Source organism: Streptomyces millisiae, assembly GCF_031845425.1.
In the GTDB taxonomy this organism is placed as follows: domain Bacteria; phylum Actinomycetota; class Actinomycetes; order Streptomycetales; family Streptomycetaceae; genus Streptomyces; species Streptomyces millisiae.
This window is the reverse complement of sequence record NZ_JAVREM010000001.1, coordinates 98,737-118,599: the sequence shown is the minus strand read 5'-3', so window position 1 is coordinate 118,599 and position 19,863 is coordinate 98,737. Positions and strand designations below refer to the sequence as shown.

Annotated in this window: 17 protein-coding genes; 6 read left to right on the top strand and 11 right to left on the bottom strand. The window is 76.5% G+C overall.

What is annotated here, in order from left to right; genetic code table 11:
• Positions 1 to 53: 53 nt before the first annotated feature.
• On the bottom strand, positions 54 to 932 hold the full coding sequence (locus RNC47_RS00520) for a hypothetical protein (protein ID WP_311594546.1): 879 nt from the start codon (positions 930 to 932) through the stop codon (positions 54 to 56).
• 205 nt (positions 933 to 1,137) lie between these two features.
• A complete protein-coding gene (locus RNC47_RS00515) occupies positions 1,138 to 2,739 on the bottom strand; it encodes a hypothetical protein (protein ID WP_311594545.1) in 1,602 nt (533 codons plus the stop codon).
• A 151-nt stretch (positions 2,740 to 2,890) separates the two neighbouring features.
• Here RNC47_RS00515 and RNC47_RS00510 point away from each other — a divergent pair, with 151 nt between their 5' ends.
• The gene (locus RNC47_RS00510) at positions 2,891 to 3,343 is read left to right on the top strand and encodes a Crp/Fnr family transcriptional regulator (RefSeq protein ID WP_311594544.1); all 453 of its coding nucleotides are present in this window, start codon (positions 2,891 to 2,893) and stop codon (positions 3,341 to 3,343) included.
• 14 nt (positions 3,344 to 3,357) lie between these two features.
• On the opposite strand, the gene RNC47_RS00505 is transcribed toward RNC47_RS00510, so the two are convergent.
• From RNC47_RS00505 to RNC47_RS00490, 4 genes are all read right to left on the bottom strand, one after another.
• Complete coding sequence (locus tag RNC47_RS00505) at positions 3,358 to 4,335, bottom strand: SGNH/GDSL hydrolase family protein (RefSeq protein ID WP_311594543.1); 978 nt, start codon at positions 4,333 to 4,335, stop codon at positions 3,358 to 3,360.
• Positions 4,332 to 5,507, bottom strand: coding sequence for a glycosyltransferase (locus RNC47_RS00500; RefSeq protein ID WP_311594542.1), 1,176 nt, complete (start codon positions 5,505 to 5,507; stop codon positions 4,332 to 4,334). Before RNC47_RS00500 ends, RNC47_RS00505 begins: the two co-directional genes overlap by 4 nt.
• A complete protein-coding gene (locus RNC47_RS00495) occupies positions 5,504 to 6,628 on the bottom strand; it encodes a glycosyltransferase family 4 protein (RefSeq protein ID WP_311594925.1) in 1,125 nt (374 codons plus the stop codon). The genes RNC47_RS00500 and RNC47_RS00495 overlap by 4 nt, the downstream gene beginning before the upstream one ends.
• 141 nt (positions 6,629 to 6,769) lie before the next feature.
• Entirely contained in the window at positions 6,770 to 8,206 is a 1,437-nt protein-coding gene (locus tag RNC47_RS00490) for a HEAT repeat domain-containing protein (RefSeq protein WP_311594541.1), read from the bottom strand.
• Positions 8,207 to 8,441: 235 nt separating this feature from the next.
• Here RNC47_RS00490 and RNC47_RS00485 point away from each other — a divergent pair, with 235 nt between their 5' ends.
• Positions 8,442 to 9,890, top strand: coding sequence for a SpoIIE family protein phosphatase (locus RNC47_RS00485; protein WP_311594540.1), 1,449 nt, complete (start codon positions 8,442 to 8,444; stop codon positions 9,888 to 9,890).
• Positions 9,891 to 9,941: 51 nt separating this feature from the next.
• Here RNC47_RS00485 and RNC47_RS00480 read toward each other — a convergent pair whose 3' ends face one another.
• Positions 9,942 to 11,417, bottom strand: coding sequence for a DNA-binding protein NsdB (locus RNC47_RS00480; RefSeq protein WP_311594539.1), 1,476 nt, complete (start codon positions 11,415 to 11,417; stop codon positions 9,942 to 9,944).
• A 237-nt stretch (positions 11,418 to 11,654) separates the two neighbouring features.
• Here RNC47_RS00480 and RNC47_RS00475 point away from each other — a divergent pair, with 237 nt between their 5' ends.
• On the top strand, positions 11,655 to 12,755 hold the full coding sequence (locus tag RNC47_RS00475; protein WP_311594538.1) for an aminoglycoside phosphotransferase family protein: 1,101 nt from the start codon (positions 11,655 to 11,657) through the stop codon (positions 12,753 to 12,755).
• 33 nt (positions 12,756 to 12,788) lie between these two features.
• Here RNC47_RS00475 and RNC47_RS00470 read toward each other — a convergent pair whose 3' ends face one another.
• The 3 genes from RNC47_RS00470 to RNC47_RS00460 all read right to left on the bottom strand — a co-directional run bounded on the left by RNC47_RS00470 (position 12,789) and on the right by RNC47_RS00460 (position 16,130).
• On the bottom strand, positions 12,789 to 13,286 hold the full coding sequence (locus RNC47_RS00470) for a hypothetical protein (RefSeq protein ID WP_311594537.1): 498 nt from the start codon (positions 13,284 to 13,286) through the stop codon (positions 12,789 to 12,791).
• Between the two features lie 24 nt (positions 13,287 to 13,310).
• The gene (locus RNC47_RS00465; RefSeq protein ID WP_311594536.1) at positions 13,311 to 15,131 is read right to left on the bottom strand and encodes a serine/threonine-protein kinase; all 1,821 of its coding nucleotides are present in this window, start codon (positions 15,129 to 15,131) and stop codon (positions 13,311 to 13,313) included.
• A 222-nt stretch (positions 15,132 to 15,353) separates the two neighbouring features.
• Complete coding sequence (locus RNC47_RS00460) at positions 15,354 to 16,130, bottom strand: SDR family NAD(P)-dependent oxidoreductase (RefSeq protein WP_311594535.1); 777 nt, start codon at positions 16,128 to 16,130, stop codon at positions 15,354 to 15,356.
• Positions 16,131 to 16,339: 209 nt separating this feature from the next.
• Here RNC47_RS00460 and RNC47_RS00455 point away from each other — a divergent pair, with 209 nt between their 5' ends.
• Genes RNC47_RS00455 through RNC47_RS00445 form a run of 3 tightly spaced genes read left to right on the top strand, consistent with a single transcriptional unit; the run spans position 16,340 to position 18,953 of the window.
• A complete protein-coding gene (locus RNC47_RS00455; RefSeq protein ID WP_311594534.1) occupies positions 16,340 to 17,170 on the top strand; it encodes a FadR/GntR family transcriptional regulator in 831 nt (276 codons plus the stop codon).
• Positions 17,167 to 18,090: an aldo/keto reductase gene (locus RNC47_RS00450; RefSeq protein ID WP_311594924.1), complete on the top strand. Its 924-nt coding sequence runs from the start codon at positions 17,167 to 17,169 to the stop codon at positions 18,088 to 18,090. The genes RNC47_RS00455 and RNC47_RS00450 overlap by 4 nt, the downstream gene beginning before the upstream one ends.
• Positions 18,087 to 18,953, top strand: coding sequence for an amidohydrolase family protein (locus RNC47_RS00445; protein ID WP_311594533.1), 867 nt, complete (start codon positions 18,087 to 18,089; stop codon positions 18,951 to 18,953). Before RNC47_RS00450 ends, RNC47_RS00445 begins: the two co-directional genes overlap by 4 nt.
• Here the strand turns inward: RNC47_RS00445 and RNC47_RS00440 are convergent.
• Positions 18,950 to 19,795 (bottom strand): siderophore-interacting protein, encoded by an 846-nt coding sequence (locus RNC47_RS00440; RefSeq protein WP_311594532.1) that lies wholly within the window; start codon positions 19,793 to 19,795, stop codon positions 18,950 to 18,952. The genes RNC47_RS00445 and RNC47_RS00440 overlap by 4 nt on opposite strands.
• Positions 19,796 to 19,863: the final 68 nt, after the last annotated feature.

The window sequence follows — 19,863 nt, the reverse complement described above, 5'->3', positions numbered from 1 at the left end:
GGGGACTCTCGTTAAGTCGCTGGGTCGGGTGGGTGGCGGGCGGTGACGGTGGCTCAGCCGTGGAAGGGGAGGCCGGCGCCGTCGACCAGCTCGCCGTCGTCGGTGTCGGCCGGCAGCAGCGAGCCGCTGCCGTCGCCGACGGGGACGATGCCGAGGTCGAGCAGCTCGGCCATGGCGCCGGTCGCGGCGAGCTCGCGGACCTGGAGCTGGTAGCGGGCGGTGGTGCGGTAGGTGCCGCCGCCGTCGTCCCCGGTGCGCTGGAGGAAGCCGGAGTCGGCCAGGAAGCCGACGGCCTTGCCGATGATGCCGGTGGTGGAGCCGGCGAGCCGGCGGGCGTCCTTGGTGGCGCCGGTGGCGCTGCGCCGGGTGTAGACCCGCCACGCCGCCTCCAGCCCGGGGGCCTCGCTGACCGGGTCGGTGTTCTCGCCCTGCTCCGCGGCCCGCTCCTCGATGCGGCGGCAGGCCTGGCGGACGAAGGCCTCCACGCCGTTGACGGTGATCCGGCCGATGTAGCCGTCGTCGGCGAGGTCGGCGGGGCGGGGGAACGCCAGGGCGGCGACGGCGAGATGGGCCAGGCCGTGCAGGAAGCGGTCGGCCGGGTCGGCCGTGGCGCGGCGCGCGTACTCGCCCATGCGGACCGCGAAGACCGAGTCCTCGGCGGCGGCGACGGCCATGCCGGCGCGGGTGGACACCTCGAGCACCACGAGGCCGAGGCCGGTGGCCACCGCGTCGGCGAGCCGGGCGAAGGGGGGCTCCTCCTGGTAGCGGCGGAGCAGGGCGCCGTACTCGGCGTCGCGCGCCGGGGAGAGCTTGGGCTGGAGGCCGAAGGAGACGAGCCGGGCGGCGTCGGCCGCGTCGGCCGGGGTCGGCGCGGGTCCGCTCCGCGGCGGTGGAGCGGTCTGGTCGCTGGTCGGCGTGAGGGGTTCTGTCACGGTGCGTCCTTCGCTACGCGGGATGGCGGTTGCGTCCGGCGCGCCGGCCGGGCGTGCCGCGGCCGTCGCCCCCGCAACGCCCCCGGCCCGGAGCCGGCCGGGCCCGCCGCCTTCGCCACGGGCCGGCCGGCCTCGGCGAATCCCGTCACCGGTCGGGTCGCGGGCAGGCCACGGCCCACCTCCGCCGGGGAAGGGGCGTGGGCGGTCATCGGCCGGGCTCCGCGGGAGTGGCCGGTGCGGGGACGGTGACCAGGGTGCGGGCGGGACGGCGGGCGGGGGCCGAGCCGTCGGGCGCCAGCAGGGCGGTGCCGACGATGAGGTCGGCGCCGCCGAACTCCGGGTCGTCGAGCTCGGTGCCGTCGTCCACGGCGAACAGCAGCCGGCTCTCGCCCTGCCGGTGCGCGGTGCCCACCGGGGGGCTCGCCGCGTGCACGGCGAGCAGCGCCACCAGGTACGGCAGGTCGGGATCGGCGCGGCGGGCCTCGGCGAGCAGGCCGGAGAGCCGGCGCGGCGCGTCCTCGGGGAGCTGGAGCAGTTCCAGGGCGGCGGCCAGCTGTTCCTCGCTGAACCGGCTGTCGTCCGGGGTGGTGACCAGGTCGGGCTCGGGCAGCTCGGCGCCCAGGTGCTCGCGCGGGGCCGGCGGGGTGAGCAGCGACTCGGCGAGGTCGGCCAGGCGCACGGCGCCCGGTGGGCGGGGGCCGGTGCCCCGCGCGAAGAAGGCGTCGGTGACGCGGGTGGCGCGCTCCAGGGGCTCCGGCAGCAGCGGGGCGAGCAGCTGTCCGTAGAGGTCGGCGCCCGCCCTGGCCGCCGGCGGCCGGAACGCCTGGCGGTCCTGCTCGGCGCGGAACAGCGGGCCGGCCTCCAACAGCCGGGACTGCAGCTGGGTGTGGCGCCTGATGCAGTCCTTGACGATGTCGACCAGCTCGGCGGCGCGCAGCTTGTGGCCGGTGTCGGTGGCCTCGTCGCGGGCGCGCCTGATGTTGGTGAGGATCGCGTTCTCGTGGCGGTAGCGGTCGGCGATGTGGCCGAGGGCCTCGTCGATCATGTCGGGCACGGCGTGCAGCCAGTCGACGGCGCGCACGTTGCGCCGGGTGGTCTCCAGGGTGCGGCGCAGCGTCTCCGCGTACTGGACGGTGCGGTACCTGGCCTGCTCGGCGGCGAGTTGGGCGTCGGCGAGGCGGCCGCGGTTGATGAGCACCTCGAGCTTGACCTCGGCCGCGATCTGGGCGCTGGTGACGTCCGTGTCGAGGGCGCCGACCAGCACGTTGACCGCCTCGTCGGTGGTGCGCAGGTACACGCCACCGCCGGGCCCCGGGACCTCCTCGACGAGCTTGAAGTCGTAGTCCCGGCGGACGTAGGAGCCGTCGGGCTCGAAGGTGCCGTACACGGCGCGGAAGCCGCGGTCGACGCTGCCGACGTTGATCAGGTTGTCCAGGACCCAGCGGGCGACCCGCTCGTGCTCGGCGGCGGGCCGGCTCGGGGCCTGGGCGGCGACCCTGGGCAGCAGCCGGGCGACGACCTGCTCGTGGTCGGCGCCGGTGTCGAAGTCCATGCTGAGGGTGACCAGGTCGATCGCGGCGAGCGCCACCTCGGCCATCGCGTAGGTGCTGTACTCGCCGGCGAGGTTGGCCTTGCGCGCGTCCAGGTCGTGCAGCGGCGCGGTGCAGGCCAGGGCGCGCAGCCGGCGGGCCAGCCCCTCGTCCGCCGCGGGCCCGGGGGCCGGACGGCCGCCGGGGAGGTGCCCGCCGGCCGGCGGGCCGGCGGCGCGGCCCTCGCCTGCCTGGTCAGCTGTTGCGGGTGCGGTCACCTGGCACAGATTAGGCGGTGCCACTGACAGTGAGCGGCGCCCGCCGTGCCGATTCGGCCCCGGTGGCGGCGGGGGGCTCGGGATGCGGCCGGGCGGTCGGCGCGGTGCAATGGCAGTGTCCCCCTGAGGGAGCAATGGGAGGAGGCCGGCGATGGCCGCCCCACGGCGTCTGCTGCGGGTCCTTCCGGCCGACTACCGGGAGCGCCTGATGTCCCTGGCGGAGGAGGTCTCCTTCGCGCAGGGCGAACGGATCTTTGAGGAGAAGGGGCGGGCCGACCGGTTCTGGATCATCAGGTCCGGGACGGTGACGCTCGACCTGCGGCTCGGCGGGCCACGGCCGACCGCGGTCTCCTCGCTCGACACCGGCGACCTGCTCGGCTGGTCCTGGCTGTTCCCGCCCTACGAGTGGGACTTCGGGGCCGAGGCGCTCTCGCCGGTGCGCGCCTACGAGTTCCAGGGGCCCGAGGTGCAGGCCCTGTGCGACGAGGACCCGGAGTTCGGCTATGTCCTGCTGCGGGTGATCGCGGAGATCCTGGCCCACCGGGTGCGGGCGGCGCGGACCAGGCTGCTCGACCTGTTCGCCCCGCACGCCGGTCGCACGTGACGCCGGCGCGCCGGTCAGGCGGCCGGTGAGCGGTCGGTACGCGCCGGCGGGCGGAGTCGGCCCACGTGGTCGATGCCCTCGATCCGGCCGAGCTGGTCGGCGGGCCCGAAGGGGCCCGGCCGGTCGGACGGTGCGGCCGGGGCGGCCGGTCGCTGGCCGAGCGCGGCGAGCGCCGCCCGGGTCGCGGCGCGGGACGCCGCGTCCAGGGTGTCGACGGTGCCGGCCACCCGGTGGCCGGTCTCGGTCAGCGCCAGACCGACGAGTCCCGGCAGCAGGTCGGTGGCGCGGGCCAGCAGCCAGCGGGTGCCACGGGTGGCGAGCCAGCGGGCGCTGGCGCCCCTGGAGGGCGGCGGGCGCTCGGCCGCCGCGGCGGGTGGCGGCCCGGTGGCCAGGCCGCGGGCCGCCAGCGCGGCGTGGAACTCGCGGGCCAGCAGCCGGTGGCCCAGCTCGCTGGGGTGCAGCCGGTCCACGCTCCACGCCTCGACCGCCGCGGCCATCGGATGGCCCGCCAGGTGCACGTGGACCGCGCCGTGCCGTTGGGACAGGTGGTGCACGACGTCGTTGAGCGCCGCCATCCGCCGGGCCAGCGGGCGGGTCAGGGCGCCGGGCAGGCGCAGCACGCCGCCGGGTTCCGGGAGGCAGGCGGTGAGCACCAGGGTGCCGTCCCGGCTCAGGGTGCCGATGACGGCGTCGAGGTCGCGGGCGTTGGCGGCGATGTCGAAGGCGGAACGGAGGATGTCGTTGCCGCCGACGATGACCCCGGCCAGGTGGGGGCGGAGCCGGCGGGCGGCGGCCAGTTGCTCGCCCGCGGCGTCGGCGGTGCGGGCGCCGCTGCGCGCGAGGTTGGCGAGTCGCGCCGGCGGCCGGTGTTCCGGCGCGGTGAGCCCGGCGGCCAGCAGCGGCGCCCAGCCGCGCCAGCCGCCGGGTACCGGGTCGCCGACGCCCTCGGTGAGGGAGTCGCCGAGCGCGGCGAACCGCAGCGCCTCGTTCACCGGGGGCCGCCCTCCACCGCCGGGACGGGCTGCGGCGCGCGCCGGACGACGGCGGGCGCGTCCAGGGCGGCGAGGAACGCGTCGACCGCGGCCGACCAGGGGAACTCCTCGGCGCGCGCCCTGGCCATGGCGCGCCGGGCGTCGGCGGGGCGGGCGAGCAGCCGCTGCACGCCGTCGGCGAAGGCGGTGCCGTGGTGCGCCGTGGTGCCGGCCGGGCCGAGCAGGGCGGGGACGGCCGAGCGCGCGTTGGCGACCACGGGGGTTCCGCAGGCCAGGGCCTCCATGGCGGCGAGGCCGAAGGTCTCGGCCGGGCCCGGCGCCAGCACGATGTCGGCGGTGGCCTGGAGGACCGCGAGGTCGGCCGGGTCGCCGACGTGTCCCCGGAAGACGACGGGCAGGCGGGTCGCGGCGGCCCGCTCCCGCAGCCGGCCGCGCAGCGGCCCGTCGCCGGCGACGACCAGGGTGGCCGGCACGCCGCGCCGGCGCAGTTCGGCCAGCGCGTCGAGGGCGAGTCCCGGGCGCTTCTCGGGGGAGAGCCGGGAGCAGAGGGCGAGCAGCACCTGGTCCCCGCCGCCGGTGAGCCGGGCGTGCAGCCGCGGGTCGCGCAGCCCGGGGTGGCAGCGGCGCAGGTCGACGCCCAGCGGGGCGCGCACCACGTTCCGCGCGCCGACGCGGTGGAACTCGCGCGCCGCCCAGGCGGTGGTGCACACGATCCGCGTGAAGGCGTAGGCGGTCCGCCGGTTGAGGCCGTCCGCGGCGCGCCGGCACCAGCCGCCCGGCAGGCCCCAGGTGGCCATGACGCCGTCCACGCTCTCGTGCGAGACCATCACGGCCGGCACCCGGTGGCGCCTGGCCCACTCCCCCGTCCAGCGCAGGGTGGTGCGGTCGGACACCTCGAGCCGGTCGGGGGCGAGCGACTCCAGGAGCCGGGCGAGGCGCCGCCGGTCGGTCAGCACCCGGTAGCCGCCGGTGCCCGGGACCCGGGGCCCGGGCAGGGTGATCACCCGGCCCTGGGCGGTGCGGACGTCGCTCACGGTCTCGCCGGGGACGACCAGCACCGGGTCGTGTCCCGCCGCCAGGTAGCCGGCGCCCAGCTCGCGCAGCGCGGTGCGCAGGCCGCCGGAGGAGGGGGCGACGAAGTTGGCGAGCCGGACGATGCGCAGCCCCGTCACCTGACCGCCACCTCCCTGGCGTGCCGGACGCGGGCGTAGTGCTCGATGAGCTGGTCGCCGACGGCGGTCCAGGTGCGTCCCGCGACGGCGGTCGCGGCGGCCCCGGCCAGGCGGGCGCGCAGCGCCGGGTCGTCGCGCAGGGTGGCCACGGCCTGGCGGATCGCGGCGCCGTCGCCCGGCGGCACCAGCAGCCCGGTCCCGCCGTGGTCCACCAGGTCGAGCGGGCCGCCGGCGGCCGGGGCCACCACCGCGACCCCGCTGGCCTGGGCCTCCTGGACGGTCTGGCAGAACGTCTCGAACGGGCCGGGGTGCGCGAAGACGTCGAGCGAGGCGTAGATCCCGGCCAGGTCGTCGCCGGTGCGGCGGCCCAGGAAGCGGGCCCTGGGCAGGGCGGCGCGCAGCGCGGTGCCGCTGGGCCCGTCGCCGACGACCACCAGCCGGACGCCGGGTAGCGCGGAGGCCTGGGCGAGCAGGTCCACCCGCTTCTCCGGGGCCAGCCGGCCGACGTAGCCGAGCAGCAGCTCGCCGTTCGGGGCGAGTTCGCCGCGCAGGCGCTCGTCCCGCAGCGCGGGCCTGAACCGCCCGGTGTCCACGCCGCGCTGCCAGAGCCGCACCCGCGGCACCCCGTGGGCTTCGAGGGCCCGCACCGAGTGGCTCGAGGGGGCCAGCGTCAGGTCGGCGGCGGAGTGCACGGCGCGGATCCGGCGCCAGGCGGCCAGTTCGCCGGCGCCCAGGTAGGTGCGCGCGTAGCCCGCCAGGTCGGTCTGGTAGACGGCGACGGCCGGCACCCCGGCGCGGGCCGCCGCGGCCATGCCGCGCACGCCGAGCACGAAGGGGCTGGCCAGGTGCACGATGTCGGGCCGGTGGCCGGCCAGGGCGGCGGCGAGCCGGCGGCTCGGCAGGGCGACCCGGACCTGGGGGTAGCCGGGCAACGGCAGGGAGGGGACGTGGACGACGGGAGCGGGTCCTTCGTCGCGGGTGTCCGTGCCGGGGGCCGGCGCGGGGGCGACGACCAGCGGGTGGTGGCCGCGCTCGACCAGGTGCCTGGCGGTCTGCAGAGCGGTGTGCGCCACGCCGTTGACGTCGGGGGGATAGGACTCGGTGACGATCAGGACTCGCATCGGGGAGGTGCGCATACGAGCGTTGTCGCCGACCGGGGCATGGGCAGGCCCACATCCGTATGTCCGTTCGGAAAACGTCCCATGAGCCTTAGGCCCTGGCCGGCCGAGCACAGGAACCGGGCCCCGGGCCGGGCCCGTCGCTCACCCCGTGGCGCGGTCCGCCAGCCGGCCACGGACGGCGGTCTGCACCCCGGCCTGCTCGGCGGGATCGGTGGCCAGCCGGCGCAGCCGCTCCACCACCCGGGTGTCGACCGTGGTGGCGCAGCGGGCCGCGACCTCGCGGGTATCCTCCTCACAGTCCCACAGGCACTCGACGGCGAAGCCGGTGGTGAAGGAGGGGTCGGTGCCGGAGAGGGCGCGGGCGACATCGCCGCGCAGCTGCGAGGAGGCCGTCTCCCGGTAGATGTGGCGCAGCACGGGAACGGCGGCGCCCACCGCCAGCCGCCCGGCCCCCTCCACCAGCGGGCGCAGCTCCCTGGCGTCCATGCCCCGGGTGCGCACCGACCGCAGCAGGGCGGTCAGCACCCGGGGGGCGTCCCGGCTCTCGCCGCGAGTGGCCAGCATGGCGGCGGCGCAGGAGCCGAGCTGGTCGTCGCGGTCGGCCCAGCGCCTGGCCTGTTCGAGCGCCGGCCGCCCGCCCATCCGCGAGAAGGCGGTGACCGCGGCGCCTGCCACGTCCTCGTCGGGCGCGGCGGCGGCCGCCTCGACGAGCGGGAAGACCGCCGGTTCCTCGCGCTCCGCGAGGTGCCGCAGCGCCGCCGCCCGCACCGCGGGCGGGCCGGCCTCCGCGGCGGCCAGCAGCCGGGGGCGGTCGGCGGGTCCCGCCACCGCCGCCAGGCAACGGGCGGCCGCGGCCTCCCGCCACTGCCGCGGCGACTGCTCGTACCCCTCCTGGGCCCAGTCGAGGATGGCGGCCACGCTCCAGCCGGGCTGCGGGCCAGGCGACCGCAGCTGGCGCTGCCAGCGGTCGAAGTCGCCGTGTTCCAGGGCACGCTCGAGACGGGCGCGCTGACCGGGGCGGTCGGGGTCGGCGGCCCACACGTGCCAGGGGCGCGGCTCGAAGGAGTCGCGGACCGCGGCGGTGAGGGCGGCCTCGCCCTCCTCCGTGTGCGGGAAGCGCAGCAGGATCCGCGGGCCGAGGGCACGCAGCCCCGCGTCGTCGTCGCGCACGGCCAGCTCGTCCAGGGCCCAGCGCCAGTTGGCGCCCTCCACGGCGTAGCGGCGCAACAGGCGGAGCGCCTCGCGGTCGCCGTAGGAGGTGAGGTGGCCGAGCACGGAGAGGGCGAGGCCGGTGCGCTCCTCCTCGGGGCGGACGGCGTCGTCCGGCCGGAACAGGTGGTCGGTGATGGCGTCGAGATCCGCGCCGAGCTCCACGTAGAGCCGGGCGTAGTAGAGGGAACGGTGTTCGAGCCGCCAGTCCCGGCGCGGGTCGTGCAGCACGCAGCGCTCCAGCGCGGCGACGGCCTCGGCCCTGGGCGCCGCGAGCGCGTGCAGCCAGCCGTCGCCACGCCCTCGCTGGAGGAGCCCCAGAAGGGTTCCGCTGGGCGCTATGTCTGTTTCGATGTGGCTGGCGAACATATGAGTCAGCATCCGGTGCGGTCGTTCCCGTGGCAAGGCATTTCCGTATGGCGGCTCCTTGCCGGTGCGAGCCCGTTCTACACCCTTCGGGGCCGGAACGCCTGTCCCGGGGGCGGCTGAATCTCTTACGGAGCGGGGAAGGCTGTGCAACAGTCTGGAGTCGTCCGCCGGGAAAGGCGGCCCCGCCGACCGACCCGGGACGTTGGTCCTGTCCGCGCCGTATCAGGGACCCGCCATGCTCTCCTCGCAGCACCCGGAACCCCCCACGAACGACCTCACCGACGAGGCCGCGCTCGACGACCTGATCGCCCGCGCGCGCCGGTTGCGGGACGACGTCGACGCCCTGCGGCGCGGCGAGGCGGCCGGTGTCACGCCGGAGCGGCGCCAGGCGGCCTGGGAGCTGGCGCTCGACGAGCTGGACGACGTGGGCGAGCGGCTCGCCGGCCTGCGCGGCGCCGCGGGGGCGCGGGCGCCGGGCCCCGCGGGCAACGCGGAGTGGAACCTGCTGACCGACGGCGTGGTCTGGTCGGACGAGCTGTTCGAGATCTTCGGGCGCCCGGTCGACGAGGGGCCGCTCACCCTGGACCAGCTGCCGTCCTGGCTGCCGCCCGAGGACCAGCCGACGCTGACCGCGGCCGTCACGGACTGCCTGGTGGACGGGCGGCCGATGGACTGCGAGTTCCGCGTCACCCGCCCCGACGGCTCGCGCCGCCTGGTGCGGATGGCCGGCGAGCCGGTGCTCGACGACAACGGCGGCACCGTGGCGATGCTGGCGATGATCCGCGAGCTGCGCGTGGACCGGCCGCCGGCCCGCCCGGGCGTCGCGGCCGACGGCGCGGAGCCGGGGGCGGACGCCGGTGCCACGGCCCAGGTGCCGGACGGTCTCGGCGGGGCCGGCGGGGCCGGGGACCAGCCGCGGGCGGCGACGGGCTGGGCCGGGCGCGGCCTCGCCGTGGCGCTGGAGGACTCGGTGCTGGCCCCCTCGCTCGACGCGCAACGGCCCGCCGGGCCCGAGGGGCCGCCCGGATCGCTCGAACTCGCCGCCCGCTTCCTGCCCGCCGGCGCCGGGGGCCCGATGGGCGGCAAGTGGTACGACGCGCTGACGCTGCCGGACGGCGGGCTGCTGTTCAGCGTCGGCGACCTGTCAGGGCACGGCGCCGCCGCGGCGGCCGGCACCGCCACGGTGCTGGGCGCGATCCGCGGCATCGCGCTGACCGGCGCGGCGCCCGGCGCGCTGCTCGGCCACCTGAACCAGCTGCTCGACCGGGCCGCGCACCCGGTGCTGGCCAGCGTGTTGTGCTGCCACTACGAGCCGGACCTCGGGGTGCTCACCTGGGCCCAGGCCGGCCACCCCGCTCCCCTGCTCTGCCGGGACGGCGGCGGCTGGGCGCTGCCGCGACCCGCCGGGCCGTTGCTCGGCGCGGTCGGCGACGCCCGCTTCGCCCAGCGCGCGGACCGGCTGGCGCCCGGTGACGTTCTGGTACTCCATACCGACGGACTGTTTTCGGCCATCCCACGGCAGCTGCCCGCGGGGCACGCGGGCGAGCACCGGCTGATCGACCTGGCTCCCCGGCTGAGCTCGGCGCGCGGCGCGGCCGAGTGCCTGCGGACGATCGTCACCGCCTGCGGCGAGGTGGCCAGGGAGGACGACGCCTGCCTGCTGGTGGCCAGGGTCAGGGCGTGACGGACGCCGCCGACGGCGGGCCGGGGGCGCCGGCACCGCCGTCGGCGGCGCTCAGACCGACCGGCCGCCGAACCGCGGCGAGCCGGAGGCCGGCGGCAACACCTGTTCGATCTCCTCGCGCAGGTTCTCGATCCTGGCGTAGCCGGCGTACTGCCCGGTGAGCCGGTACATCTCCCGCAGCCGGTCCCAGGTGCGGAGCGAGGAGTTCTCGCCGATGCTCGCCAGGGCCAGCCGCGCGTACCGGTCGGCCTGCTCCGGGTCGTCGGCGATGAAGCAGGCCGAGGCCATGGAGATCTGGTCGAAGATCCGCGACCTGCCCCGCTCGTCCTCGCGCAGCGCGAGCGCCTGGACGGCATACCTGGTGGCCGGTCGCGCGGCGGCCGGGTCGTGCTCGGCGAGGGTGCGGTAGGCGAGCGCCTGCATGCCGTACAGGTCGGCCTCGTCGAACATCTGCATCCAGCTCGGCGGCGGCACGTCGCCCCGGTCGGAGACGAACAGCTCCTCCGCCTGCCCGAGCAGCCGCCGCATGGCCTGCGCGTGTCCCATCGACGCCTCGGCCCAGGCCTCGATGGTGCACAGCATGGCCCGGGTCCGGGGCAGCGCCTCCTCTCCCATGCCGGAGTTGGCCAGCTGCATCAGGTCCAGGGCGTCGTCCGGCCGCCCCAGGTGGACCATCTGGCGCGCGGCCCTGGACAGGGCCTCGCCGGCGCGCGGCTGGTCGCCCCCCTCCCTGGCGGCGTGCGCGGCTATCACGAAGTACTTCTGCGCGGTGGGCTCCAGGCCCACGTCGTGCGACATCCAGCCGGCCAGCACCGCGAGGTTGGCCGCCACCCCCCACAGCCGACGCTGCAGGTGCTCGGGGTGTCGGAAGGCGAGCATGCCGCCCACCTCGTTGAGCTGCCCGACCACGGCCTTGCGTTGCAGGCCGCCGCCCCGGGACGCGTCCCAGGCGCGGAAGATGTCCACCGAGCGCTCCAGGGCCTCGACCTCCTCGGCGCCCACCGGCGCCGCCTCGTAACGGTCGAGCCCCGCCGGATCCGCGGTGGTCCATGAGTCGTGAGCGGTCAGGGTGTCGCGGTCCTTCGGGGTCCGCAACCAGTCGTACATGGCGTCGCTGAGGGCTGATCCTGCGGCGAGCGCGGCGCCCGCACCCACCATGCCGCGTCGGTTGAGCATGAGGTCCATTCCCGTGAATTCGGTGAGGACCGCGGCCGTCCGCTGGGGTGCCCACGGCAGTCCATGGATGGACGGCCGTGTCCCCGCTTCCCCCGGCCGGCGGAACCCGAGGTCCTCGATGGTCACGACACGACCGAGCCGCTCGGTGAACAGCGTCGCCAGCACCTCGGGCACCGGATCGCGCGGGGTCTCCCCCGTATCGATCCAGCGACGCACCCGCGAGGTGTCCGTGGCCAGTTGCGGATGGCCCTGGGCCGCCGCCTGCCGGTTCACCAGCCTGGCGAGTTCGCCCTTGGACCATCCGGCCAGGCGGAACAGGTCCGCGAGGCGGGTGTTGGTTCTGCTGCTCACGTCAAGCCCCCAGGATCTCGGCTGAGTTGACAGTAGCCGCCACTCAACGGCCGGATGGGCATTCGCCATGGTTTCGCCAGGGCTCGCCACATGGTGTGCCACCCGCGCGAGGGAGTGATGTAGACACCGCGCCACCCCGGTCCGGTGACCGCCCGGCATTTCCCCAGGGTGCTGGGAGGTCGCGCGGGGCCGGGGGCGCCGTGAACCTTCCGGCACACGAAGGGACCATGCCCGCCTATGTATCCAGCACCATCCCCCGTGGTCTCCCGGGCCAGGCCGCGCCTGATCGGCCAGCTCGGCGCCGCACCGGTGGGCGTCGCGGACGACCGCGGCCGCCGGCCGCGGCGGCCGGGACCGACGCCGGGCGCCGGGCGGATCGACTTCTCGGGCGCGCGTGGGGAGCGGTTGCGCACCGCGCTGTCCGCCGCCCAGGAGATCTGTCCCGAGTTCACCCCGGTGCAGGTCGTCCGTGACGCCGGCCCCTCGATCGTGCTGATCGGCATGGCCGGCCGGCGCGCCGCGGTCGCCAAGTGCCTGATCGACCCGACCGGGCCGCGGGCCGACCGCACCAGGCAGGAGATAACCGCCTATCGCACCTTCGTCCACCACCGGCCGCCGGCGCGGGTGCCGCGGCTGATCGCCGACGACCCGCACAGCGGCACCCTGGTGGTCGAGTTCACCCCCGGCCGGGTGGGCGCCACCCGCCGCCACCCGACGTCCGCGCCGTCCGCCGGCGAGCTGCGCGGCGTGCTCGGCGCGATCTGCCGGCTCAACTCCTGGCGGCCACCGGACGGCGTGTTCCCCGAGGCGGTGAGCTACCCGGCGTGGCTCGCCCGCTACCACTCGCTCGGGCTGCTGACCGACCGGGACGTCGGCGACATGCAGGCGCTGCTGCACGGCCTGTGCGGCCGTGGCCGGCAGGAGCTGCCCCGGCAGTTCTGCCACGGCGCGGCGCGCCTGTCCCACGTGTTGCTCGCCCCGGGCGGCCCGGTGTTCGTGAGCTGGGAGTCGGCCGGCTGGTACCTGCCGGGCTACGACCTGGCCACGCTGTGGTCGGTGCTGGGCGACGCGCCGCTGATGCGACGACAGATCAGCCAGACCGCGCAGGCCGCGGGGGTGCCAGGCCGGGACGCCTTCCTGGTCAACCTGATGCTGGTGCTCACCCGGGAGATCCGGATCTGTGAGGAGGCGGTGCAGCGCGCCATGCGGCGGCCGATGGCCACGCCGGTGGGCGGCGGCCTGTCCTACGGGGAGGAGCAACGGCTGCTGCTGCGCCGCCTGCACGACGACTGGGCGCTGGCCCGCCGCGCCATCCGCGCCGCCGTCGGCACGAGGTAGCCGGGCGCCCGCCCGCCGGGGGCGGGCGGTGGGCTACCGCTGGAACATCTCGGCGGGGAGCGGCTTCAGCAGGGCGTAGAGGTCGTCGGTGATGGGGCGGTCCCAGCTGGCGATGGTGACCAGCACGCCGTCGTCCCGGTCGAACTGGACGCAGGAGACGCGGCTTTCGGTGCACGTGATGCGCCGCACGATCAGCAGGTTGCCGTCGTGCATGACCGGCACGTCCTCGCTGCCGGTGGCCCGCACGTCCTCGTCGATCTCCAGCGCGGCCAGCAACTGGTGCACCTCGAACGGGACATCGTCCTCCTCGACGTCCCGCGCCGGCGAGCCCTCCGGCAGGTTGCCGATGACCATGGCGGGGCCACGGCCGCCGAACAGGTCGTATCGCAGCACCACGCCCTGGCAGCTGCCGTCCGGGGCGGGCAGCAGCCCGGCGCCCAGTACTCCGGGCCAGTCCCCCGGATCCATGGCGAGCACGTCGAAGTCGGGCCCTGCGGGGGAGGCGGCGCTACGGCGGCGGAGAAACGACATGTCGCCATGGTACGTGGGGGTCGATCACACCCCGGCCGGACCGCGATCCCCCGGGGCGGCCACCTGTCGGTACAGCTCCACGGCCTCGCCGGCGCGGCCCAGCTGCTCCAGGCAGTGCGCCTCGTCGTGGCGGCTCGCCAGCGCGTCGGGGTGGCCGGGACCCAGCACCCGCTCCCTGGCCCGCCGCACGCCCCGGTACTCGGCGAGCGCCTCGTCCCAGCGGCCGAGCCAGCCGAGGGCCACCGCGATCTCCCGGCCGCTGACCAGGGTGTCGAGGTGGTCGGCGCCCAGGGTGTCGGCGCGGAGGTCCCGGACGACGCGGGCCTCGGCCAGCGCCTCCTCCCAGCGGTCGAGCCGGCCGAAGCTGATGCCCAGGGCGTGCCGGGCGCGCAGGGTGTCGGCGTGCGCGGGACCCAGGGTCCTGGTCCTGGCCTCGATCACCTCGTGGAAGACCGGCACGGCCTCGCCCGGGCGCCCCAACCGGCCGAGGACGACCCCGATCTCGAAGCGGGCGTCGAGGGTGTCGGGGTGGTCGGGGCCGAGCGCCAGGGCCCGGGCGGCGGCGACCGCGGAGTGGCCGGCCAGTGCCTCGTCGTAGCGGCCGAGCCGGAACAGCGCGTAGGCCGTCTCGTACCGGCTGGCGAGGGTGTCGGGGTGCTCGTCGCCCAGGGCCCTGGCCCGCTCGGCGGCCACCGCCCGGTGCACGTCGTGGGAGTCCTCCCAGCGGCCGAGCCGGCCCAGGCTCAGGCCCGCCCGGTGTCGGCTCTCCAGCACCGCCAGGTACTCGGGCGCCGGCCCACGCCGCTCGCCGGTGTGGCCGAGCAGGGCGGTGGGGGCGAGCCCGGTCCACTGGCCGGTGAGGCCTGCGGAACGGTCGGGCGGCGGCAGCCGCAGCGACCAGGAGCCGCTGGCCCGCGATCCGGGGCGCATGCCGCGGGTCCAGGCCGGCATGCGCTCCGGCTGCGGGCGCGCGGGCGCCGGCACCGCGGTGTCGGCGGTGCGGCCCACGACCAGCCGGTGGGCGATCGCGGCGGCGTCCTCGGGGCGGTCCGCCGGGTCCTTGGCGAGCAGCCGGAGGATGAACCGCTCCAGCTCGACCGGCAGTTCTGGCCGGTGGTGGCGCGGCGGGGTCGGCGGGGTGTCCCGGTGGCCGATGAGGACGGCCCAGGGGTCGCCGAGGTCGAACGGCGGCGCCCCGGTGGCGATCTCGTACAGCACGCAGCCCAGCGAGTAGAGGTCGCTGCGGTGGTCGACGCCGGCGCCGGCGATCTGCTCGGGCGACATGTAGTGCGGGGTGCCCATCGCCATGCCGGCGCTGGTGAGCTTGGAGGTGAGGCCGATGTCCTGGGCGATGCGGGCGATGCCGAAGTCGCAGATCTTCACGGTGCCGTCGGTGAGCCGCATGATGTTGGCCGGCTTGAGGTCCCGGTGGATGATGCCCTGCCCGTGGGTGTGGGCGAGAGCGGCGGCGACCTGGTCGGCGACGTCGACGATCACCTCGACGGGCAGCGGGCCGGCCCGCTCGGTGAGCAGCTCGCTGAGGTTGCGGCCCTCGAGCAGCTCCATCACCAGGTAGAGGACGCCCTCGGACTCGCCGAAGTCGTGCACCACGGTGACGCCGCGGTGCTGCAACGAGGCGGCGACCCGCGCCTCACGCCGGAACCGCTCGCGCAGCACGCGGAGGAAGGGCTCCTCGTCCTGCCGACCGCCCAACGGCTTGAGGCACTTGACGGCCACCCGCCGGTCGAGCGCCTCGTCCCTGGCCCGCCAGACCTCTCCCATGCCGCCGCGCCCGATCAGCTCGAGCAGCTGGTAGCGGCCGTGGATCAACGCGCGTTCCGCCATCGCCCGTCTCGCCCCCGTAGTCGCCGGCTGTGTACCGCCCCCACTCCCACCCAGTATGGCTACCTGGTCCGGACGTTCCTATGCCAATGGGCGACAAAGAGCAGGAACGGGCGGCCCACTGAACAATCCGGCCACGGCCAGCGGCGTCGACCGGCCGGCGGGCGAATTCGCTCCTTCGGGTGGTCCGCCGGGCGCGCCCCTGACGGACCGGCGGCCGGTCCCTCAGCCCCCGGCCCGCGCGGTCGTCCGCGGGCGGGTCCTGAGTCCGGCCATGCCGCCGTCGACGGCGAGCGCGGTGCCGGTGGTCGCGCCGGCGGCCGGGCCGGCGAGGTAGGCGATGGCGGCGGCCACCTCCTCGGGGGTGACGAGGCGCCCGGTGGGCTGGCGGGCCTCGAGCGCGGCGCGTTCGGCCGCGGGGTCCTCGGCGGTGGCGAGCAGCCGGCCGACCCAGGGGGTGTCCACGGTGCCGGGGTTGACGCAGTTGACCCGGATCCCCTCGGCGACCAGGTCGGCGGCCGTCGCCCTGGTGAGGGCGAGCACCGCGCCCTTGGTGGCCGAGTAGAGGGCCCTGGCCGGCAGCCCGTCGGTGGCCGCCACCGAGCAGGTGTTGACGACGGCGGGGTGGGCCGAGCGCCGCAGGTGGGGCAGGGCGGCGCGGGTGGTGCGGACGACGCCGAGCACGTTGACCTCGTACAGCCGGCGCCACTCGTCGTCCGGGTTGTCCTCGATGGTGCCCTGGGCGCCGATCCCGGCGTTGTTGACGACGATGTCGAGGCCGCCGAGTTCGGCCGCGGCCCGGTCGACGGCGGCCCGCACCGAGGCGTCGTCGGCGACGTCGGCGCGGATGCCGAGCAGCGGCTCCGGCACCTCGGGGACGAGGTCGAGGCAGGCGACCCTGGCGCCCCGGGCGGCGAACAGCGTGGCGGTGGCCAGGCCGATGCCGGAGGCGCCGCCGGTGACGAGGGCCGACAGGCCACTGAGGTCGTCGGGGTGGGTCATGCCGGGGCCTCCAGACGGGTCCAGCGGCGGGACGGTCCTGCGGCCGGCTCGCCGGTGACGATCACTCGGACATGGGATCGTTTTATAGGCCGCTCGGGGGTGGCCGTCCAGACCCCCCACCGAACGCCCTGCTCAACGCCGTGGCTCCGGCCGGTGGTTGGCGCGCGGGGTCTGTCGGACATGGGATGCCGCTGCTACGGTCAGGACCCGTGTCGCTGACCGACGGCGCCATCGCGCGCATCCGGGAACTCGTCCGGTCGGGCGCGTTGCCGCCGGGCGCCAAGCTGCCGCCCGAGCAGCGGCTCGCGGCCGAGCTCGGCCTCTCCCGGAACCTGACCCGGGAGGCGGTCAAGGCGCTGGTGGCCTCCCGGGTGTTGGAGATCCGCCGGGGCGACGGCACCTATGTGACCAGCCTCGAACCCCGGTTGCTGCTGGAGGGGATCGGCGAGGCCGTGGAGCTGCTGCGCGGCGAGACACTGCTCGAACTCACCGAGGTGAGGCGGCTGCTCGAGCCGGCGGCCACCGGGCTGGCCGCCGGCCGCGTCTCCCCCGCCCAACTGGCGGCGGTGCGGCGGCAGCTGGCGGCGATGCGGGCGGCCAGCGACGACATCGAGGCGCTGATCGAGCACGACGCGGCGTTCCACCGCGCGGTGGTCGCGGCCACCGGCAACCAGACGCTGAGCTCGCTGCTCGACGGGATCGCCGGCCGCACACTGCGGGCCAGGGTCTGGCGCGGCCTGGTGGACGACGGCGCGGCGGACCTGGCCCTCGCCGAGCACCAGGCCATCGTCGACGCGCTCGCCGACGGGGACGCGGTGCTGGCCGAGGCGGCGGCGCTGGTCCACGTGAGCAGCACCGAGCGCTGGCTGCGGCGGCAGCTTGCGGGACCCGTGTCGAGCGATCCGGGCCATCCGAGCGACGCGAGCGATCTGGAGGAACCGTGCGCTTCCCCGACGAGCCCCCCGTCGAGCCTTCCGAAGGACACCCCGGCGCCCCGCCCGGCGTCACCCCGGGCGCGACACTCGGCGCCTCCGGGTTGACCGTCGGGCGGATCGGCCTGGGCACGGCGCCGATCGGCGGCCTGTTCCGCGCGGTGGACGAGGAGCAGGCCGCGGCGACCCTGGAGGCGGCCTGGGAGTGCGGCATCCGCTACTTCGACACCGCGCCGCACTACGGGGCCGGGCTCGCCGAGGAGCGGCTCGGCGCCTTCCTGTCCGGTGTGCCGCGGGCCGAGGTGGTGGTGTCCACCAAGGTCGGCCGGCTGCTGCGGCCCGGTGCGGCGCGCCCCGGGGACGAGGGCTTCTTCGGCGCCCCGCCCCGGGTGCGGGTGCGGGACTACTCGGCGGACGGGGTGCGCCGCTCGTTGGCCGAGAGCCTGGAGCGCACCGGGCTCGACGCCTTCGACCTGGTGCTGATCCACGATCCGGACGACCACTGGGAGCCGGCCGTGCGGGAGGCGTACCCGGCGCTGGCGGCGTTGCGCGCCGAGGGCGCGGTGCGGGCCATCGGGGTCGGCATGAACCAGACGGCGATGCTGGAGCGGTTCGTGGCCGAGACGGACGTGGACTGCGTGCTGGTGGCGGGCCGCTACTCGCTGCTCGACCGGGCGGCGGCCGACGGGCTGCTGCCGCGCTGCGCGGAGCGCGGGGTCGGGGTGCTGGTCGGCGGGGTGTTCAACAGCGGCGTGCTGGCCGCCCCGGCTCCCGGGGCCACCTTCGACTACGCGCCGACGCCGCCCGCGACGCTGCGGCGGGCCAGGCGGCTCGCCGAGGTGTGCGCCGGCTTCGGGGTGCCGCTCGCCGCCGCGGCGCTGCGGTTCCCGCTGCGCCACCCGGCGGTCAGCGGGGTGCTGGTCGGGGCGCGCAGCGCGGCCGAGGTGGCGGCCAACGCCGGCCACGCGGCGCGCGAGATCCCCGAGGAGCTGTGGGCGGAACTGGACCGTACCGAGGGGGGCCGATGACGCCGAGAATCGACGCGCACCACCACGTCTGGGACCTGGCGCGCCGGCCGCACCACTGGCTCGACGGGCCGGAGAGCGCCGCCATCCGCCGCACCTTCGGCCTCGGCGACCTGGCCGGCCAGGCGGCGGCCGCCGGGGTGACGGGCACGGTGCTGGTGCAGGTGCTGCCCGACCTCGCCGAGACCGCCGAGTTCCTCGCCCTGGCGGCCGGCAGCGAGCTGGTCGCCGGCGTCGTGGGCTGGGTCGACCTGACGGAGGGCGACGCGGTGACCGAGCGGCTGGCGGCGCTGCGCTCGGGTCCCGGCGGTGAGCTGCTGGTGGGCGTGCGGCACCTGGTGCAGGGCGAACCGGACGACCGCTGGCTGTGCCGGCCCGACGTGCGGCGCGGTCTGGCCGCCGTGGCGGCCGCCGGGCTGAGCTACGACCTGCTGGTGCTGCCGCACCAGCTGCCGGCGGCCGTCGACACGGTCCGGGCGCTGCCCGGGCTCAGCTTCGTCCTCGACCACCTGGCCAAGCCGCCGATCGCCGCCGGCGTCACCCATCCCTGGGCCGGGCTGCTCCGCGAGCTGGCCGGGGCGCCGAACGTGTACGCCAAGCTGTCGGGGCTGGTCACCGAGGCGGACCACGCCGGGTGGACGGTGGCCGCGCTGCGGCCGTACGCCGAGACGGCGCTGGCGGCGTTCGGGCCCGGCCGGCTGATGTTCGGCTCGGACTGGCCGGTGTGCCTGCTGGCCGCCTCCTACGGCGAGGTGGTGGCGGCGGCCGAGGACCTGACCGCGGCGCTCACGCCGGCCGAGCGCGCCGAGGTCTTCGGCGGCGTCGCGGCACGCGCCTACCGGTTGCCGGCGGCGCCGGCCGGCTAGGGCCGCTCCCGCTCCTGCTCCTCCTCGATGCGGCGGTTCCACTCGGGCTTGCTCGCCTGCCAGCCGTCCTCGTCCTTGCCGCGCCGCCAGTAGCCGGAGACCGAGAGCTGCTCCCGGCCGAGGCCGCGGTCGTGCCGCAGGTGGCGACGCAGCTCGCGGACGAAGTGCGCCTCGCCGTGCAGGAAGGCGTGGACGCGGCCGGTCGGGAACTCGGCGGCGGTGACCGCCGCGACCAGCGCCGCGCCGGGGGCGTCGGCCGGGCGGTCGAGCCAGGTGATCTCGACCGATCCCGGCGAGTCCAGCTTCTGCTCCTCCTCGGGGCCGCCGACCTCGAGGAAGACCCGCGCCGGCGCACCGGCCGGCAGCGCGGCGAGCGCGGTGGCGATGGCGGGCAGGGCGCTCTCGTCGCCGATCAGCAGGTGCCAGTCGGCCGTGGGGTCGGGCGCGTAGGCGCCGCCGGGGCCCGCCAGGTGCAGTTCGTCGCCCGGGCGGGCGGTGGCGGCCCAGGGGCCCGCCAGGCCCGTGTCGCCGTGGTGGACGAAGTCGATGGTCAGCTCCAGGGCCGCCGGGTCCCAGTTCCGCACGGTGTAGGTCCGCGTGCGCGGCCACTGCTCACGGGGCAGGTCGCGGCGGACGGCCGCCAGGTCGAAGGGCTGCGGATAGGCGACGCCGGGCGCCGGGAAGAGCAGCTTCACATAGCTGTCCGTGTACGGCCCGGTGGCGAAGTCGCGCAGCCCGTCGCCGCCGAACACCACCCTGATCATGTGAGGGGTGAGGCGCTCCCTGCGCAACACGAGTGCGCGGTGGGTCCTGGGGGCCTGGGGGGTCTGCCGTTCGGTCACGTGCTCTCCTCGCTCTCCTGGTTAGGGTCACCTAACTCGGAGGGTGCGTCAAATGGAGCCGCCCTCCC

Excerpts from the sequence above, each read along its gene's own strand:
- RNC47_RS00510 (WP_311594544.1), top strand. The coding sequence starts at position 2,891 with ATGGCCGCCCCACGGCGTCTGCTGCGGGTCCTTCCGGCCGACTACCGG.
- RNC47_RS00495 (WP_311594925.1), bottom strand. The coding sequence starts at position 6,628 with ATGCGAGTCCTGATCGTCACCGAGTCCTATCCCCCCGACGTCAACGGC.
- RNC47_RS00490 (WP_311594541.1), bottom strand. The coding sequence starts at position 8,206 with ATGTTCGCCAGCCACATCGAAACAGACATAGCGCCCAGCGGAACCCTT.
- RNC47_RS00485 (WP_311594540.1), top strand. The coding sequence starts at position 8,442 with ATGCTCTCCTCGCAGCACCCGGAACCCCCCACGAACGACCTCACCGAC.
- RNC47_RS00475 (WP_311594538.1), top strand. The coding sequence starts at position 11,655 with ATGTATCCAGCACCATCCCCCGTGGTCTCCCGGGCCAGGCCGCGCCTG.
- RNC47_RS00470 (WP_311594537.1), bottom strand. The coding sequence starts at position 13,286 with ATGTCGTTTCTCCGCCGCCGTAGCGCCGCCTCCCCCGCAGGGCCCGAC.
- RNC47_RS00465 (WP_311594536.1), bottom strand. The coding sequence starts at position 15,131 with ATGGCGGAACGCGCGTTGATCCACGGCCGCTACCAGCTGCTCGAGCTG.
- RNC47_RS00460 (WP_311594535.1), bottom strand. The coding sequence starts at position 16,130 with ATGACCCACCCCGACGACCTCAGTGGCCTGTCGGCCCTCGTCACCGGC.
- RNC47_RS00445 (WP_311594533.1), top strand. The coding sequence starts at position 18,087 with ATGACGCCGAGAATCGACGCGCACCACCACGTCTGGGACCTGGCGCGC.